Here is a 15,259-nt window from a genome sequence, read left to right as displayed (position 1 = left end):
ATCCGACATGATCATGACAGCGACCATAGAGTTCGGCGGCGATGGCGACAAGGGCTTTGCGTCGTCCAACCGCTTCCAGGAAGTGAAGACGGCGGCCTACGAGCACCTGCTTTCCCGTATCGAAGAACTGGGGGCGGAGTTCGGCAGGTGGGCACGCTCGGCCATCCAGGAGTTCGTGGATATCGAGGTGGCCAGCTTCGTGCGCTTGCGCCGGGTGCCCATCAACGAAGGGGAAATGCGGCAGATCGCCGAGGCCCTGACCAAGGAATTGGCCGGGCTGGGGCCGCTGGAAGACCTGCTGGCCGATCCGGCCGTCGAAGACATCCTGATCAACGGCTACGACAACGTGTTCGTCTCGCGCCGCGGCGTGCTGGCGCGCGAGACCCTGCGCTTTACCGACAACCAGCACGTGCTGCGGATCGTGCGGCGCATTCTGGCGCCCATCGGCCGCCGGCTGGATGAATCCAGCCCCATGGTCGATGCGCGGCTGCCCGACGGCGGCCGCCTGAACGTGGTGATCGAGCCGCTGGCCGTGGACGGACCGATGGTCTCGATCCGCAAATTCCGCCAGGACCCGCTCAAGCCGGCCGACCTCTTGACGCTGGGCACCTTCGACGAAGAGATCTATCGCCTGCTGCACGAAGCGGTGAAGAACCGCTGCAACATCCTGGTGTCGGGCGGCACCAGCTCGGGCAAGACCTCGCTGCTGAATGCGATGGCGTTCTTCATTTCCGAGACCGAACGCGTGGTGACGGTGGAAGACACGGCGGAACTGTCGCTGAACCACCCGCACGTGGTGCGCCTTGAATCGCGCCAGGGCGGCTTTGACGGCAGCGGCGCCGTCAGCATCCGCGAACTGATCCGCAACAGCCTGCGCATGCGGCCGGACCGCGTGGTGGTGGGCGAAGTGCGCGGCGCCGAGGTCATGGACATGCTGCAGGCCATGAACACCGGCCACGAAGGGTCGATGGCCACCATCCACGCCAACTCGCCGCGCGAATGCCTGTACCGGATCGAGATGCTGGCTGGCTTTGCGGGCTTCCAGGGCAGCGAGGACAGCCTGCGGCGCCAGATCGCCAGCGCGCTGGATTTCATCGTGCAGATCGGCCGCCTGTCCAACGGCAAGCGCCGGGTGCTGTCGGTCACCGAAGTCACCGGCATGGGCGACAGCGTGATCTCGACCCAGGAACTGTATCGCCACGAAACCTTCGCCACGCCGGAAGGCGAGGAGAAGGACCGCTGGAATTGGCTGGGCATCCATCCGCACACGCCCAAGCTGGCCAAGATGCGCAATGAGCAGCGGCCCAGCGAGCCGTCGCCGGGTGAGCCGGACGGCGGGGGCGGGGGCTTCTGGAGCAGGAGGCGCTGATGCTGCAAGCGGCCGTCATCGGGGGCTTGGCGCTGCTGTTCGCGTTGGCGGCGGTGCTGCTGTGGCGTCATGCCAATAGCGGCGCGCGCCGGGCGGCCAGTTCCGCCTTCCTGGAAGACCAGCTGCGGCGCAGCCGCGGCGCGCCCGTCACGGGGAAAATGCCGTTCGCACAAGGCGCGCGCGCCTTGCGAAGCGGCTTTTCGCGCTGGGACATGCTGCTGTTGCAAGGCGGGGTGCGCCAGAGCCCGGGCTTCTACGCCAAGCTGATCCTGCCCATCGTGGTGGGGGCGCTCCTGGCCTGGCTGTTCCTGGGCTGGCTGTCGGGCGTGGTGGCGTTGGTGCTGCTGTCGGTGTTCGCGTATTTCCTGCTGTGGCTGCGCGCCGACCGGCGCCAGCGGCGTCGCGTGTCGCAACTGCCGGCCTTCCTGGACAACATCGTGCGCCTGGTCACCATCGGCAACAGCATGGCGTCGGCGTTCCAGACGGCGGCGGCCACGACTGACGAGCCGCTGCGCGAAGTGGTCGAGACCGCGGCCGCCCTGAGCCGTTCGGCCAAGGAGCTGGACGCGGCGCTGGTGCAGGTATCGCGCCAGTACGACATGAAGGAACTCTACATGGTGGCGGCGGTGGTGTCGGTGGCACTGCGCTTTGGCGGCCGCAGCGACCAGGTGCTGGAACGCATGGCCGCGTTCATGCGCGACATCGGCCAGGCGCGCGCCGAGTTGACGGCCAGTTCGGCCGAGATCCGCCTGTCGGCCTGGATCCTGGCGTTGCTGCCCTTGGGCATCGCCGGCTTCATCATGGTGGCCAATAACGATCTGTTCATGGGGTTGTGGGTGGACCCCCTGGGCTTCAAGATGCTGATGACCGCGGTGGGCCTGCAGTTGGCCGGCTCGTACATCCTGTATCGCATGGCCAAGGCCATTTGAGGACGGCGCGGATGCAAGCCCTTCAATCCTGGAATGTCTCGACCGTGCTGGCAGTGGCGCTGATGCTGGTGGCCGCCGCCATGCTGATCCTGGGCCTGAGCATGACGCGGCGCCTGCGCGGTCAGGATCGCAGCCGTCAGGTGGTGGACCAGGCGCTGGCCACGCGTGAAGGCCGCGCCAAGGCGACGGCCGCGGTGGCCGCCGAGGGCGGCCAGGGCCGGCTGGCCGCGGCGACGCGCGCCGCCGATTCGTTCGGCAAGCGCCTGAGCGAAGGCCGCTTCGCCGAAGCCCTGCTGGCCGGCGAGGACCGCAAGCTGGTGGATATGGCGGGTTACGAGAATCCCGCCACGGCCCGGCTGCGTTTCATCGTGGCGCGCTTCACGCTGGCGCTGCTGTTGCCGGCGGCCGCGGTGGGCTGGGACCTGGGACGCAAGGTCAGCGATTCGTCGCTGGGCCTGTTCGTGGCGGCCTTCTTCGGCTTTGCCATCGGCTACATGTTGCCCAAGTGGTTCGTGCGTCGGCGCCTGTCGCGACGCCGCAAGCAGGCTGCCAACGAGCTGCCGCTGCTGATCGACCTGCTGCGGCTGTTGCAGGGCGTGGGCCTGTCGATCGACCAGAGCCTGCAAGTGCTGATCAAGGAGTTCGACCAGGTGATGCCGGTGCTGGCCTACGAATTGCGCCTGGCGTCCGAACTGTATGTGCGCGGGCGCACCCGCGAGCAATCGCTGGCGCGCCTGGCGGGGGGCTTTGACAACGACGACCTGTCGGCCATCTGCCGCCTGATCGCGCAGGTGGACCAGCACGGCGGCGCGGTGCAGGAGCCGCTGAATCGTTTCGGTGAACGGCTGCGCGAGAAGCGGCGGCTGGAATTGAAGGAAAAAGTGGGCAAGACCACCGTCAAGATGACGGCGGTCATGATCGTGACCTTGTTGCCGGCGCTGTTGATCGTGACGGGCGGGGCGGGGTTTGTTGCGGTATTGCGCGGCTTGTCGCGCATGGGGGGCATGTGATGGCAGGCGGTATCGAAAGCGCGGGACGCGCATGGCGCTGGACCCTGGCAGCGGCCGTTGTCGTGGGCGCAGGGGGCCTGGCCGGATGCCAGAGCAACAACGCGGAAACCGCCTGGCAACTGATCCAGCAACAGCAGCAGGAACAGGCCCTGATGCGCCAGCGCGAGGACGAGGCCGAGAACCGGCGCAAACCCGCCGAGCCGGAGATGATGCTGTCCATGATCGCCGAGTCGCAGCGCCAGGAGCGCTATTTCGCGTCATTGGCCTATATCGAGGCGTTCCAGCAGAAATTCGGCAACGATCCGCGCGTGGCGGTCATGCGCGCCGAAGCCTTGCGCCAGACCGGGCAGGCGGCATCCAGCGAACAGGCCTACCGCGCGTTGCTGGGCACCGCGCAGGCCGCCGACGGCTGGCATGGCCTGGGGCTGATTGCCGGGTCGCGCGGCCAGTTCGAGCAGGCGGCCGACGACTTCGCGCGCGCCGCCAAGCTGTCGCCGATGGACCCGCGCATCCTGGGCGACCTGGGTTATGCGCGCTTGCGCGCCGGGGATCCGGCCGGCGCCCGCGTGCCCCTGGGGCAGGCGGCCGAACTGGCGCCCGACAGCGGCAAGGTGCTGGCCAACCTGGCCTTGCTGCTGCTGGTGGAAGGCGAGCCGGTGCGGGCCAAGAACGTGATGGATCGCGCCCAGCTCAGTGACGAGGCGCGCGGCCAGGTGCTGCGCCTGGCGTCCGAGATCCGCAGCCAGACGGCCGCGCCGATGGCCGCCGCGCCGGCAGGCAGCGGCTCTGTCGCGGGGGCCGATACGCAGGCGACCCGGGTGTCCCGTGGCGAAGGCATCGTGATGCCGGTCATGAGCCCCTTGATGGACAGATTGGGCAACGGGCCCATCATGCGTTAACCGACTCCAGGAATCCCAGCCATGTCTCGAACCGTTGCTTTCGCTCCGTTTTCCCTGGCGCTGGTCCTGGCGGCGCTTGTGCCGTCGGCCGGCCACGGGCAATCGAATGCCCCCCTGACCGGCAGCATGACCGGCGGCGGGGTGGCCCAGGCCACGCCCGTGCCCGCTACCCCGCCTGCGGCGGCGCCCGCCGCGCCCGCCGCGCAGATGCCGTCGCGCCCGGTGGTGCAGCAGGTGCAGACCCCGATGTCGCAGCCGCAGCCCACCCCCCAGGCCGCTCCGCAAGCCGCCGAGGCGCCAGAGGCGTTCGGCGACATCACGCGCGGCCTGCTGGCCGCCCAGGCCGACGGCCGCCGCGCGGGCGCGGCGTTGCCCGTGCTGGGGCCGGTGTCGACCGCCGCCTGGAACCGCTACGTGGACAGCTTCACCCGGCCGATCCCCGAGTGGTTCACCAAGCGCGTGCAGACCAACAACACCAATTAGCGTTCTTCCGTCCCGGAGTCGCGATCATGCCAGCCCCTTCTTCTTGTCCTGCGTTTCCCCTGCGGCAGCGTGGCAGCATGACGGTGGCCATCGTGTTCGCGGTCATCGTCGGCCTGGTGCTGCTGGGCGTTGCCCAGCTGGGCTATGCCTATTACATGAAGCGGGAAATGCAGAAGGCCTCGGACCTGGCGGCCCTGTCGGCGGTGCAGGTGCTGGGCATGGGCGCGCCCGCCGATTGCACGCGGGCGCAGGCGGCCGGCCAGACGGCCGTGCTGGCCAACGTGCCCAATATCCTGGATACGTTTTCCGCGGGCGACGTGACGGTGGAGTGCAAAGTGTGGGACAACACCCGCGCCGATCCCTCCGGCATGTACGTGTTCGATCCGGCCAGCGGGCAGGTGCCGAACGCGTTGCGCATCACCATCAACAAGACCCTGACCAGCCTGATCCCCAGTTTCTCGGGCGGCACGTCCGGCGGCACGGCGGTGAAGGTGGTGTCGGTGGCGGCCAGCACGCAGCCGGTGGCGGTCTTCACCGTCGGCTCGCGTCTCTTGCGTTTGCAGAAGGGCGGCCTGCTGTCGCAACTGCTGTCCACCGTGGGCGCGTCGCCCGCACAGCTGGACATCCTGGACGCGGCGGGCCTGGCCACCGTCAACATCACCCCGTCCGGCCTGCTGGAAGCGCTGGGCTTGCCGGTGTCGGTAGCCACCGGCGTGGGCACACCGTCGCAACTGGCGGCGCTGAACAACCTGACGCTGGGCCAGTTGCTGCAAGCCACGCTGACGGTCATGAACAAGGCCGGCAACACCGCCGGCGCCAGCCTGGGGCTGCTGAGCAACGCCATCAACGTGGTGCTGAACGTGATGCCCGTGAATCTGCCGGTCAAGCTGTTCGGCGACGGCGGCGTCCTGGACCTGAACGTGGTGGGCGGCGACGTCAACTCGGCCCTGCAGGCCAACATCAATGCCCTGAACGTGCTGGAGACCGCGCTGGTCATCGCCAACGGCCAGAACCTGGTCAACCTGGGCCTGAACGTGCCGTTGCTGGGGGTGCAGTCGCAAGTACGCATCGTCGAACCGCCGACCATCGGCGTGGGCGGCGTGGGCACGCAGGCCACCAGCGCGGGCATTCGTGTGTACTTGCGCGCCAACACCAGCAACATCCCGCTGCTGGGGCCGCTGCTGGCCAACACGCTGGGCACCAAGGTCGACCTGCCGGTCATCATCGATGTGGCGCAATCCACCGGCACCGTGTCCAAGCTGTGCCAGGCGCCCTTGACCCAGCAGCAGGCCACCATCGATGTCACCTCGTCGGTGGCCAACATCTGCCTGGGCAAGTTCCCGGGCATGTCGTCCGCTGTCGACAACGTGCAGGCCAATTTCCTGTCGATCACCAACAGCTGCCAGCCCAGTTCCTTCGCGGCGATCCAGCGCTACCAGGTGCTGAACGTGCTGGGCATCCTGCCGCTGACCGCCAAGGTGACATTGCCGATCTTCAATTCGACGGCGCCGGTGCCCGTCACGCTGACCCAGCCGCCTTCGCCCAATTCCACGGCCACCGTCAACGCCACGTCCATCAACCTGGGCGCGCTGGCCTCGAACCTGGCCGACGCGCTGATCGGCGGCATCCTGGGCGACCTGGTCGGGACCGGCACGCCGCTGACACCAGACCAACGCACTGGCCTGGCCACCGACCTGGTGGGCGGGGGCGGCAACAACCCCGGCAAGTCGATCTCGCAGGTCGTCAATGACATGCAGTGGTCCACCACCGCGCTGAATCAGCTGAGCCAGCGCCTGTCCACCGGCGGCCTGACCGGCGTGCTGGGCGGCACCTTGCAACTGGTGGGCAACATCCTGAATTCGCTGTTGCTGGCGCCCTTGAGCGACCTGACCTGCTCGCTGGCGATCGTGCCCGATGCCATCCGCCAATGCCGCGTCAACGCGGTGGCCTCGCTGGCGCTCAGCGGCGGCAACCAGATCGGTGGTGTGCTGTCGATCGTGGTGGCATTGCTGCAGCCGCTGCTGGGCATGCTGTCGACCCTGCTGCAGCAACTGCTTGACATGCTTGGCCTGAGCGTCGGCCAAACCGATGTATCGCTGCTGTCCGTGGACTGCGGCAAGCCCCGTCTGGTGTATTGATGATGAAGCCCTTGAACCCTGTCACGCCCTGGCCGGCCCGGTGGTCGCCATGACCCAGAAATTCTCGCGCGAGGAATTCGACGTCTACGTCTGGGAGGGCACGTCCGACATCGCCAGCCGCGCCGAGCGCTGCCTGGTGGGCATGGACGTGTCGCTGGTGCGTGCGGATGCCGGCACGGCGTTTCCGCCGCCGCGAGATCCGACCCGGCCCGCCGTCGCGCTGGTGTCGGTGTCGGTCATGGGCGATAACCGTTTCAGCGGCTATGACTGGCTGTCGGTGCAGGCCATGCCCGTCATCTGGGTGGCCGCCGAGGCCCGCGGCCGCGATCCCCGTTACTACCCGCCCGAATATTCCTACACGCTGCCGCTGGCGTTCACCACCACCGACCTGCGCAAGCTGCTGTTCGAGCTGCTGGGCACGCTGGACCAGGTCAACCGGTCGGCGCCGCGACGCGAGCAGCCGCTGATCGCGGTATCCGAGCCGATGCGGGCGCTGTTGGCCGAGGCCGACATGTTTGCCGACTGCCGCAGCAATGCGCTGATTCACGGCGAGACCGGCGTCGGCAAAGAACGCATCGCACGGCTGCTGCACGACCATGCGGCCTGGTCCGACGGGCCGTTCGTGGCCGTCAATTGCGGCGCCATTCCCGAAGGCCTGTTCGAGGCGCATTTCTTCGGCCACGCCAAGGGCGCCTTCACCGGCGCGGTGGGGGCGCACAAGGGTTACTTCGAACAGGCCAGCGGCGGCACGCTGTTCCTGGATGAGATCGGCGACCTGCCGCTGTACCAGCAGGTCAAGCTGTTGCGGGTGCTTGAGCAGAGCGCCGTGACCCGGTTGGGGTCGACTGTGGAGATTCCGGTCGATTTCCGCCTGGTGGCCGCCACCAACAAGGACCTGCGGGTGCTGGTGGGGCAGGACGAATTCAGGGCCGACCTGTATTACCGGCTGGCCGTCATTGAATTGCGTATTCCCAACCTGGAGCAGCGCGGCCCGGAGGAAAAGGCGGCCATTTTCCGCGGTCTGCTCGAACGCATGGGCTGCGAAGGCGAACCGCCGCCCTGGCTGATCGAACGGGTGGCGCGCACGCGCTATGCGGGCAATGTGCGCGAACTGTCAAACGTCGCCGAGCGCGTGGCGATCGTGCGGCGTCAGTTCAAGGCCTGGGACCAACCGCGTATCGAACGTATTTTCGACCAATTGGCCGAACCGCTGCGGGGCGCGGGGGCGTTGAGCGGGGCGGGCGCCAATACGCAGTGCGAGCCGCCGGTCTTCACCGATGCCGAGCGCGCCGAACGCGCCCGCATCCTGGCCGCGCTGGATGTGAATGGCTGGCGGCGGCAGGACACCGCCAATACCCTGGGCATCAGCCGCAAGGTGCTTTGGGAGAAAATGCGCAAACTGCATTTGGGCGGCGGCCAGGGGGAAACCGCCGACGGCATTATCGAAGCGTCCTGATGGGTATGGGGCGCGCAGTATGCCGGTATTTTCAACGCGGGTTTTTGGGCGGCCATATAACGCGCAATAGGGAATCCCCCTTAGCGCACGACATTATCTGGGCGTGCTATGTAAGTGCGTCTGCTTCAAGCGAAATAAATTGCTATAGTTCCGCAACGATTTTTTTGGGGAAGGCATGAACGTCCACTTTATCCGTGCCGCTGCGCGCATGGCGCTGCTGGGTACGGCCCTGTCCGGCCTGGCCGCATGCGCCAGTGCGCAATCCGAACCCCCGCGGCCTACGGTCCAGCAGGTCGAGGACAAGCAGGCCGCGTCCACGCCGGTCACCCCGCCCGCGCCGGCGCCTGCCGCGCGCCCGTCATCCACGGTGGCCGAGTTGCAGGGGTTGATCCAGAACCGCCAGGTTTCCGAGCTGCGGACGAGCTATAACGGCACGTACGGCGCCAGCCTGCTGTTCAAACCGGACGATCTGACCTATTACGTGGCCCTGTTCCAGCAGAAGGATTTCTGGCGGGTGCTCAAGACCCAATCCGACAAGCAGGCTGAAGCCACGTACCGGGCCTTTGCCGCCCAGTCCGTCGACCTGGCGGAAGTGGACATCAAGCGCATCAAGCTGCAGGCCGAATACACCCACGCCGAAAAGCTCTTGGCCAGCCGCAACGCCGAACTGAGCACGCTGCAGGCTGACCGCACGCTGCGCATGCAGCAGGAAGAGCAGGTTGCCGCCCGCCAGGAACAGTCGCGCCAGGAAGCCACCGCGCTGGCCGACCAGCAAAAGGACGTGCGCCAGCAACTGCGTGACCTGCAACGCCAGATCGACGCCTTGCAAGCCCAGCAGGCGCAGATCGGCCAATCTGCCGCGGCCCCCAAGCGCGGCAAGTAAGCCAGGACACGTCAGCGCCTTGGCGCAGGCGAAAGCGGGCCTACGGGTCCGCTTTTTCTTTGAATCGGCCAAAACCCCGTCGGCGGCATGGCCGTAAGGCCCGCGCCAGGGCTTTCTTGTATTCTGGCTGCCAATCCCCATATTCCATCCATGGCTCTCAAAGTTTTCGACCTCCAGTGCGAGCACGGCCACATTTTCGAAGGCTGGTTCGGTTCGCACGAAGACTATGACGCGCAGCAGGCGCGAGGCCTGGTGTCGTGCCCCGTCTGTGCGTCGGCCACCATTACCAAGCGCCTGTCGGCGCCGCGGCTGAACGTGGCGCACCTGCACGCGCCCGCCACGCCGCCGGCACCGCCGGCCGGGGCGTCGGAGGCCGAAAAGATGTCGGCCTTGCAAGCCGTGGTCATGCGCCAGGTCAGGGCGTTGCTGCGCAACACCGAAAACGTGGGGCCGCGCTTTGCCGAAGAAGCGCGCCGCATGCACGAGGGGGATGCCGATGAGCGTCCGATCCGCGGCACGGCAACGCCCGAAGAGCGCGAGGCGCTGGCCGAAGACGGCATCGACGTGATGGCCGTGCCGGATTTCCTGGACGACGACCGCCTGCAATAAAAGGGTGTGGACCCCCACGCTGCGCGCGTTGCGCTTGCTGCCCCCCGTGGGGGCTGCCCGGCCTTCGGGCGGCAGGGCCTCCGGGCATAAAAAAGCGCCAGACCCGTGAGGGCTGGCGCTTTTTCGTACCTGCTGCCGGCTTAGTTGTTCACGCGGCTGCGGTATTCGTTCGTGCGGGTGTCGATTTCGATCTTGTCGCCGATGGCGCAGAACAGCGGCACGTTCAGTTCGTAGCCGGTGTTGATCTTGGCCGGCTTGGTCACCTTGCCCGACGTGTCGCCGCGGACGGCCGGTTCGGTGTAGGTGATTTCGCGGACGATGGTCGTGGGCAGTTCCACCGAGATGGCGCGACCGTCGTAGAAGACCACTTCCACGGGCATCGCTTCTTCCAGGTAGTTCAGGGCATCGCCCATGCTTTCGGCTTCGATTTCGTACTGGTTGTACTCTTCGTCCATGAAGACGTACATCGGGTCGCCGAAGTAGGAGTAGGTGCACTCCTTGCGATCCAGTTGGACGACTTCGAACTTTTCGTCGGCCTTGTAGACCGATTCGCTGGCCGACGCGGTCAAGAGGTTCTTGAACTTCAGTTTCACAACAGCGGCGTTACGGCCGGACTTGTTGTATTCGGCCTTCTGGACCACGAGGGGGTCCTTGCCGACCATGACCACGTTGCCGACTCGCAATTCCTGAGCGGTTTTCATCGATAAAACTCCGGGGGGATGGGTGCACTCGCCGTGCTAGCAAAAAGCCGCAACGCCCGCCTGCAGGGCCCGCGAGTCAATCACGTTGATAACGTGTCAACGGCTGCCTGACCTGGCCAGCGTTCTCGGCTTCATGCACACCCCGGGAGGCGACATAGTTGAGGCCCGGTAATTCCTGGGCGACTCAGAAAACTCTCTATTCTAACGTTTCTTGGCTAACTCTGCGCAAAAACCGGCCAGATTTTCCGCCAGATCCGGTTGTGCGGCCTGTGCGCTGTCCCAGTCGCGGGCGCTTTGCGTCCAGGCCCGCCAGGCGGCGGGCGCCAGGACGTCGGTCAGGGCGCGCGCCGTGGCTTCAGGGTTGGCGGGCAGATTCCAGGCGCGAATCAGGGCCGCAGCTGTATCCGGGGCCGGATAGCGCGCCAGCCAGGCCTCGAGTTTTTCCAGGTGGATGTTTTCTTCCTGCGGGTAGATCTGCCAGACCAGCGGGCGGGCGGCCCAGGCGGCGCGTACGAAGGAATCTTCGCCGCGCACGAAATTCAGGTCGGCGCACCACAGCACGCGGTCGTAGTCGGGCTGGGCCACGAAGGGCAGCCGCGCCACGGACGGACCGCCGGGCCGCGCGGCGCAGGCGGCTTCCAGGCCTGGCGCCACGCCCTGGGGCGCCAGCAGCAGGGTGGGGACGGGATCGTCGGCCAGGGCCCGGACCAGGCCGTCCAGCGGGGCGCTGGGGTAGCAAAACAGGGACACCGTGCGGGCGCCTGTGCGCCGTGGCGACAGCAGCGCGTCCGACACGCCCAGGTTGCGCAGAAAGGCGTCCTGCGCGTCGGGATCGGCCTGGAAAGCGTTGCGTTCAGCCGACAAGGCCGGCTCGCGCAGCAGGCCGCCGGTGGCGGGCGTGAACCCGGGAAAGAAGAAATGCTTCACCAGGCCGTCGGGCCGCTGCGACGGCAGGCCGTGACAGCTTTCGACCCAGGCCTCGGCGCTGAGGTATTCCAGGTTGATCCAGACCGGATGGGTGCGCCGCATGCTGTCCAGGAACCCGGCCGGGGGATCGCAGGCAAAGGCCTCGATCACCACGTCGCGGGCTGCCAGCGTCGGGTCGGGAGCATCGGACCAATGCACGATGTCGATGCCCTGGCAGGCCTGGCGTGCCAGGGCGGCAGCAATGCCGGGCTGGATGCGGGCAAAGCTGGCCAGGTCGTCGACCCACAGGCGGACGTCCCAGCCGCAGCCGTGCGCCAGGCGGCGCGCCAGCCGCCAGCAGACGCCGATGTCGCCGTAGTTGTCGACGACCCGGCAGAAGATGTCCGCTTGCATGGCCGGCCTTCAGTGGAACTTGGCGGGGGCGGCCTCGGCGTCTTCGGGCAGTTCGGCGTGCACCAGTTCGCCCAGGGGGTTGGGGAAGTAGGGCGCGCCGCAGTCTTCGCAGTATTCCGGCGGCAGCACGCCCGGAATGCGGCGCACGTCGTTCACGCCATATTCCTTGAGCAGGGCCGCGATTTCGTCGACCACGTCGGGCTGGCCTTCGTCGCCGGGCAGGTCTTCTTCGCGGCCGTACAGCGGCCAGACGCAGCCGTAGTAGACGTCGTTGCTGTTGCGCGCCGTGAAGCTGATGCGGTATTCGTCGACCCGGTTTTCACCGCAGCCGGCCACCACCGCGCGCAGTTGCGAGGCTTCGAGGCTGACCGCGCCTTCGAGCCAGCTGATGGCGGCGCGCAGCGACAGCGGCCGTACGCGACGGTCGGCTTCGCGGTTGCTGACGTAGTAGGCATCGGGCAGCAGCGATTCAAAGCCGCAGCCCGGCAGCAAGGCGGCCAGCGTGGGCTGGGCCTGGGCGGCCCATTGTTCCTGGCAGGCGTCGCGGCTGGCGTCGGCCTCGCCGATCTGCTCCTGCCAGCGGAAGACGGGCGCGAATTCCGGCACCGCCACCGCCGCCACGATGTAGCGCGTGTCGGCCAGCATGTTGGCAGTTTCGGCCTCGGTGTTCAGCGTGGGCTTGGTGGTTTCGGCGCCGAGTGCCTGCGAACCCAGGCGTTGCAGCCATTGCCAGGTTTCGGAGAAGGTGCGCGGCATCTGGTCGACGCTGACCAGCCACGGCATCAGCGCCGTGCGGGCCTGGCTGGACAGCACATGGCCGTGCAACTGGGCCAGCAGCGCCTGCTGGGCGCTGGCGGACACGGCGCCGGTGGGAATGGCGTAGCGGGTCCAGGCCACGATGGGCGCGACGATCAGCAGCACGTCGTAGCGCACGCCGTTTTTCTCGATCTTCATCGATTCGGACAGGGTTTCGGCCTGTTCGATCAGGACTTCGTAGGCGCCCACGTCGCTTTGGGCGAGATGGTCCAGGGCGGCCTCCAACGGGGCGTCCTGGCTTGCCTTGAGCAGCTTCGGAATCGCTTCGCCAAGCTGGTTCTCCCAGAACACGTCTTCAACGCGGCTGCCCGAACGGTTGAGCGACTGGGCAAGCGTGACCAGGCGGGTGGCATCGCGGTTCATGCGGGGAGCGGATTGGCTGCGGGATCGGGCCATAACTTCGGAGGCGTCCAGTAAGTGTGTAACGACGTAGTTTAACGCCCGCCACGGTCGCGGGCAGCACGGGCGCGCGGCAAGGCCGGCAGCGCGCGGGGCGGGCACGGCAGCGAGGCGGCTCCCGCCATGGCGGACGGGTCGCGCGGTGCGGCATTGATGCTGAACGGGCAACAGATTATCCCTTTGGCGGGGGTTTATTGCCGAATGGAAACGACCGAAAATGCTTCCATCGACATGATTTCCTGGAGTCACCGCCATGCGCTGGCCTACGCTTTTCGTTTCCCATGGTTCCCCCATGCTGGCCGTGGAGCCCGGTTCGACCGGCCCCGCGCTGGTCGCCTGGAGCCAGGCCCAGGGCCGCAAACCGCGCGGCATCCTGGTGATTTCGCCGCACTGGATGGGCCAGGGCCTGGCCCTGTCCACGCGTGACCAGCAGGTGGCCTGGCACGACTTCGGCGGGTTTCCGCCCGAGCTTTACACGCTGCAATACGCCGCGCCCGGGTCACCGGAGCTGGCCGAGCGGGTGCAAAGCCTGCTGGCCGAATCCGGCATCGCCGCCGACCGCGATCCGCGCAGGCCGCTGGATCACGGCGCCTGGGTGCCGCTGCGCTATCTGTATCCCGAGGTCGACGTGCCGGTGGTGCAGCTGTCGCTGGACATGGGGCGCGACGCGGCGGCGCAGTTCGAGCTGGGCCGTGCCCTGGCGCCGCTGCGCGACGAAGACATCCTGATCATCGGGTCGGGTTCGCTGACGCACAACCTGCGTCACGTGCGCATGCCGCAGGACGCGCCGCCGGTGCCGTATGTGCCGGCATTCCAGGACTGGTACGCCCGCCACCTGGCGGCCCACGACGTGCCGGCGCTGCTGGACTGGCAGGCGCAGGCGCCGGGCGCGACGCAGGCGCATCCGCACGACGACCACCTGATGCCGCTGTACGTGGCGCTGGGGGCGGGCGGTGCGCAGGCCACGCGGCTGACCGACGAGATCTCGTACGGCGCGCTGGCGATGGACGCCTACGCGTTCGACTAGGGTGTAGCGTGCGCCGAGCCGCTGAGTGGCGCAGCGGCTCGGCGCCTCTACGCCTTGTTACGCCCCGCGGGTTGGAAACGGCAGAGCGACTATGCATAATGGCTGCCGCCCGCGCCTCGCGGGCGTTTCCTTGTGTTGGACGCATGCCGGCGCCGCCGGCGGGGAGATCAAGATCGTGAAAGCGCCTATCGTGGCATCCGCATGCCTGGCCATCGCCGCCCTGTGCCTGGGCGCCTTGCAGCCCGCCTGGGCCGAAGACGTGCCCGGGTCGAGCGACCATCCTGCGCTGACGCGTTTCAAGGGCGCCGAGATCCGTGCCTACGAACGCAAGGACTACGACGAAGCCTTCATGCCCAACCAGCCGATCGCCCAGGAATCGGCCGCCAAGGGGTTGCAACTGGAGGGCAAGGTCACGCGCATTTCGTATCGCATCGGCGGCGGCAAGTCGGCGCTCGAGGTGTACCGCAACTACCAGGGCGCGTTGCAGTCGGGCGGCTTCAAGACCGTATTCGAGTGCAAGGGCGACGATCAATGCGGCAGCGACTTCCAGTCGTTCGTCATCAACGGCGGCAAGGTCAGCCCGCCCGGGCAGGGCGATGCTGCGTTCGGTGGCAAGTACTACGTGGTGCTGGCCAGGAAAGAAGCGCCGTCGGGCGACCTGTATGTGTTCCTGGACGTGATGGAAGACAGCGCCAACCAGATCACGCCGGTCTACGTGCAGGTGGTCGAGACCAAACCCATGCAGACCGGGCAGGTCCAGGTGCTGGACATGGCCGCCATGCAGAAGTCGCTGGCCGAATCGGGGCGCGTGGCCGTCTACGGCGTGTACTTCGATACCGACAAGGCCGAGGTCAAGCCGGAATCCAAGGCCGCGCTGGAAGAAATGGGCAAGCTGCTCAAGGCCAACCCCAACCTGAAGGTCTACGTGGTGGGCCATACCGACAACCAGGGCACTCTGGCGCGCAACCTGGATTTGTCGCAAAAGCGCGCGGACGCCGTGGTCAAGGCGCTGGAGGCCGACTACAAGATTCCCGCCGCGCGCCTGTCGCCGCGCGGCGTGGCGTCGCTGGCGCCGGTGGCGGCCAACGATGCCGAGGCGGGTCGCGCCAAGAATCGCCGCGTCGAGCTGGTCAGCCAGTAGTGCGGCGCCTGGCCTGAACCTCGCGCCGGCGGGCGTTCGCAAGCCATGAAAAAAGCCCCTGGAACCTTGCGGTTCCAGG

14 protein-coding genes are annotated in these 15,259 nt (G+C 67.2%); 11 read left to right on the top strand and 3 right to left on the bottom strand.

All coding sequences use genetic code 11. From position 1 onward, the window contains the following. The first annotated feature begins 7 nt into the window (after nt 1-7). The 9 genes from AC3WMR_RS20065 to AC3WMR_RS20025 all read left to right on the top strand — a co-directional run bounded on the left by AC3WMR_RS20065 (nt 8) and on the right by AC3WMR_RS20025 (nt 9,776). Nucleotides 8-1,369: a TadA family conjugal transfer-associated ATPase gene (locus tag AC3WMR_RS20065; protein WP_492264629.1), complete on the top strand. Its 1,362-nt coding sequence runs from the start codon at nt 8-10 to the stop codon at nt 1,367-1,369. Further along, nucleotides 1,369-2,298, top strand: a complete 930-nt coding sequence (locus AC3WMR_RS20060; protein ID WP_492264630.1) for a type II secretion system F family protein — start codon at nt 1,369-1,371, stop codon at nt 2,296-2,298. The genes AC3WMR_RS20065 and AC3WMR_RS20060 overlap by 1 nt, the downstream gene beginning before the upstream one ends. Nucleotides 2,299-2,309: 11 nt before the next feature. Beyond that, entirely contained in the window at nt 2,310-3,308 is a 999-nt protein-coding gene (locus AC3WMR_RS20055; protein ID WP_492264631.1) for a type II secretion system F family protein, read from the top strand. After that, on the top strand, nt 3,308-4,207 hold the full coding sequence (locus AC3WMR_RS20050) for a tetratricopeptide repeat protein (RefSeq protein ID WP_492264632.1): 900 nt from the start codon (nt 3,308-3,310) through the stop codon (nt 4,205-4,207). The genes AC3WMR_RS20055 and AC3WMR_RS20050 overlap by 1 nt, the downstream gene beginning before the upstream one ends. Nucleotides 4,208-4,228: 21 nt before the next feature. After that, nucleotides 4,229-4,690 carry a DUF3613 domain-containing protein gene (locus tag AC3WMR_RS20045; RefSeq protein WP_492264633.1) on the top strand — a complete coding sequence of 154 codons (462 nt, stop codon included), beginning with the start codon at nt 4,229-4,231 and terminating at the stop codon, nt 4,688-4,690. 26 nt (nt 4,691-4,716) lie between these two features. Next, nucleotides 4,717-6,828, top strand: a complete 2,112-nt coding sequence (locus AC3WMR_RS20040; RefSeq protein WP_492264634.1) for a pilus assembly protein TadG-related protein — start codon at nt 4,717-4,719, stop codon at nt 6,826-6,828. A 49-nt stretch (nt 6,829-6,877) separates the two neighbouring features. Beyond that, nucleotides 6,878-8,284: a sigma 54-interacting transcriptional regulator gene (locus tag AC3WMR_RS20035; RefSeq protein WP_492264635.1), complete on the top strand. Its 1,407-nt coding sequence runs from the start codon at nt 6,878-6,880 to the stop codon at nt 8,282-8,284. Nucleotides 8,285-8,459: 175 nt separating this feature from the next. Further along, a complete protein-coding gene (locus tag AC3WMR_RS20030) occupies nt 8,460-9,167 on the top strand; it encodes a DUF2968 domain-containing protein (protein WP_492264636.1) in 708 nt (235 codons plus the stop codon). Nucleotides 9,168-9,317: 150 nt separating this feature from the next. Then, on the top strand, nt 9,318-9,776 hold the full coding sequence (locus AC3WMR_RS20025; protein WP_492264637.1) for a DUF1178 family protein: 459 nt from the start codon (nt 9,318-9,320) through the stop codon (nt 9,774-9,776). A 140-nt stretch (nt 9,777-9,916) separates the two neighbouring features. On the opposite strand, the gene efp is transcribed toward AC3WMR_RS20025, so the two are convergent. The 3 genes from efp to AC3WMR_RS20010 all read right to left on the bottom strand — a co-directional run bounded on the left by efp (nt 9,917) and on the right by AC3WMR_RS20010 (nt 13,009). After that, nucleotides 9,917-10,477, bottom strand: coding sequence for an elongation factor P (gene efp, locus AC3WMR_RS20020; RefSeq protein ID WP_006220534.1), 561 nt, complete (start codon nt 10,475-10,477; stop codon nt 9,917-9,919). 201 nt (nt 10,478-10,678) lie between these two features. After that, the gene (gene earP, locus AC3WMR_RS20015; protein WP_492264638.1) at nt 10,679-11,797 is read right to left on the bottom strand and encodes an elongation factor P maturation arginine rhamnosyltransferase EarP; all 1,119 of its coding nucleotides are present in this window, start codon (nt 11,795-11,797) and stop codon (nt 10,679-10,681) included. A gap of 9 nt (nt 11,798-11,806) precedes the next feature. After that, the gene (locus tag AC3WMR_RS20010; protein WP_492264639.1) at nt 11,807-13,009 is read right to left on the bottom strand and encodes a DUF2863 family protein; all 1,203 of its coding nucleotides are present in this window, start codon (nt 13,007-13,009) and stop codon (nt 11,807-11,809) included. Between the two features lie 256 nt (nt 13,010-13,265). On the opposite strand from AC3WMR_RS20010, the gene AC3WMR_RS20005 reads away from it, so the two are divergent. Both AC3WMR_RS20005 and AC3WMR_RS20000 read left to right on the top strand, forming a co-directional pair. Then, a complete protein-coding gene (locus AC3WMR_RS20005) occupies nt 13,266-14,039 on the top strand; it encodes a DODA-type extradiol aromatic ring-opening family dioxygenase (RefSeq protein ID WP_492264640.1) in 774 nt (257 codons plus the stop codon). 175 nt (nt 14,040-14,214) lie between these two features. Next, nucleotides 14,215-15,180 (top strand): OmpA family protein, encoded by a 966-nt coding sequence (locus AC3WMR_RS20000; protein WP_492264641.1) that lies wholly within the window; start codon nt 14,215-14,217, stop codon nt 15,178-15,180. Nucleotides 15,181-15,259: the final 79 nt, after the last annotated feature.

The organism is Achromobacter sp. FW305-C-28 (genome assembly GCF_058783235.1).
This window is presented reverse-complemented; position numbering and strand designations above follow the sequence as displayed.

Coding starts and splice junctions, on each gene's coding strand:
- AC3WMR_RS20065 (WP_492264629.1), top strand. CDS start 8: ATGATCATGACAGCGACCATAGAGTTCGGCGGCGATGGCGACAAGGGC.
- AC3WMR_RS20060 (WP_492264630.1), top strand. CDS start 1,369: ATGCTGCAAGCGGCCGTCATCGGGGGCTTGGCGCTGCTGTTCGCGTTG.
- AC3WMR_RS20055 (WP_492264631.1), top strand. CDS start 2,310: ATGCAAGCCCTTCAATCCTGGAATGTCTCGACCGTGCTGGCAGTGGCG.
- AC3WMR_RS20050 (WP_492264632.1), top strand. CDS start 3,308: ATGGCAGGCGGTATCGAAAGCGCGGGACGCGCATGGCGCTGGACCCTG.
- AC3WMR_RS20045 (WP_492264633.1), top strand. CDS start 4,229: ATGTCTCGAACCGTTGCTTTCGCTCCGTTTTCCCTGGCGCTGGTCCTG.
- AC3WMR_RS20040 (WP_492264634.1), top strand. CDS start 4,717: ATGCCAGCCCCTTCTTCTTGTCCTGCGTTTCCCCTGCGGCAGCGTGGC.
- AC3WMR_RS20035 (WP_492264635.1), top strand. CDS start 6,878: ATGACCCAGAAATTCTCGCGCGAGGAATTCGACGTCTACGTCTGGGAG.
- AC3WMR_RS20030 (WP_492264636.1), top strand. CDS start 8,460: ATGAACGTCCACTTTATCCGTGCCGCTGCGCGCATGGCGCTGCTGGGT.
- AC3WMR_RS20025 (WP_492264637.1), top strand. CDS start 9,318: ATGGCTCTCAAAGTTTTCGACCTCCAGTGCGAGCACGGCCACATTTTC.
- efp (WP_006220534.1), bottom strand. CDS start 10,477: ATGAAAACCGCTCAGGAATTGCGAGTCGGCAACGTGGTCATGGTCGGC.
- earP (WP_492264638.1), bottom strand. CDS start 11,797: ATGCAAGCGGACATCTTCTGCCGGGTCGTCGACAACTACGGCGACATC.
- AC3WMR_RS20010 (WP_492264639.1), bottom strand. CDS start 13,009: ATGGCCCGATCCCGCAGCCAATCCGCTCCCCGCATGAACCGCGATGCC.
- AC3WMR_RS20005 (WP_492264640.1), top strand. CDS start 13,266: ATGCGCTGGCCTACGCTTTTCGTTTCCCATGGTTCCCCCATGCTGGCC.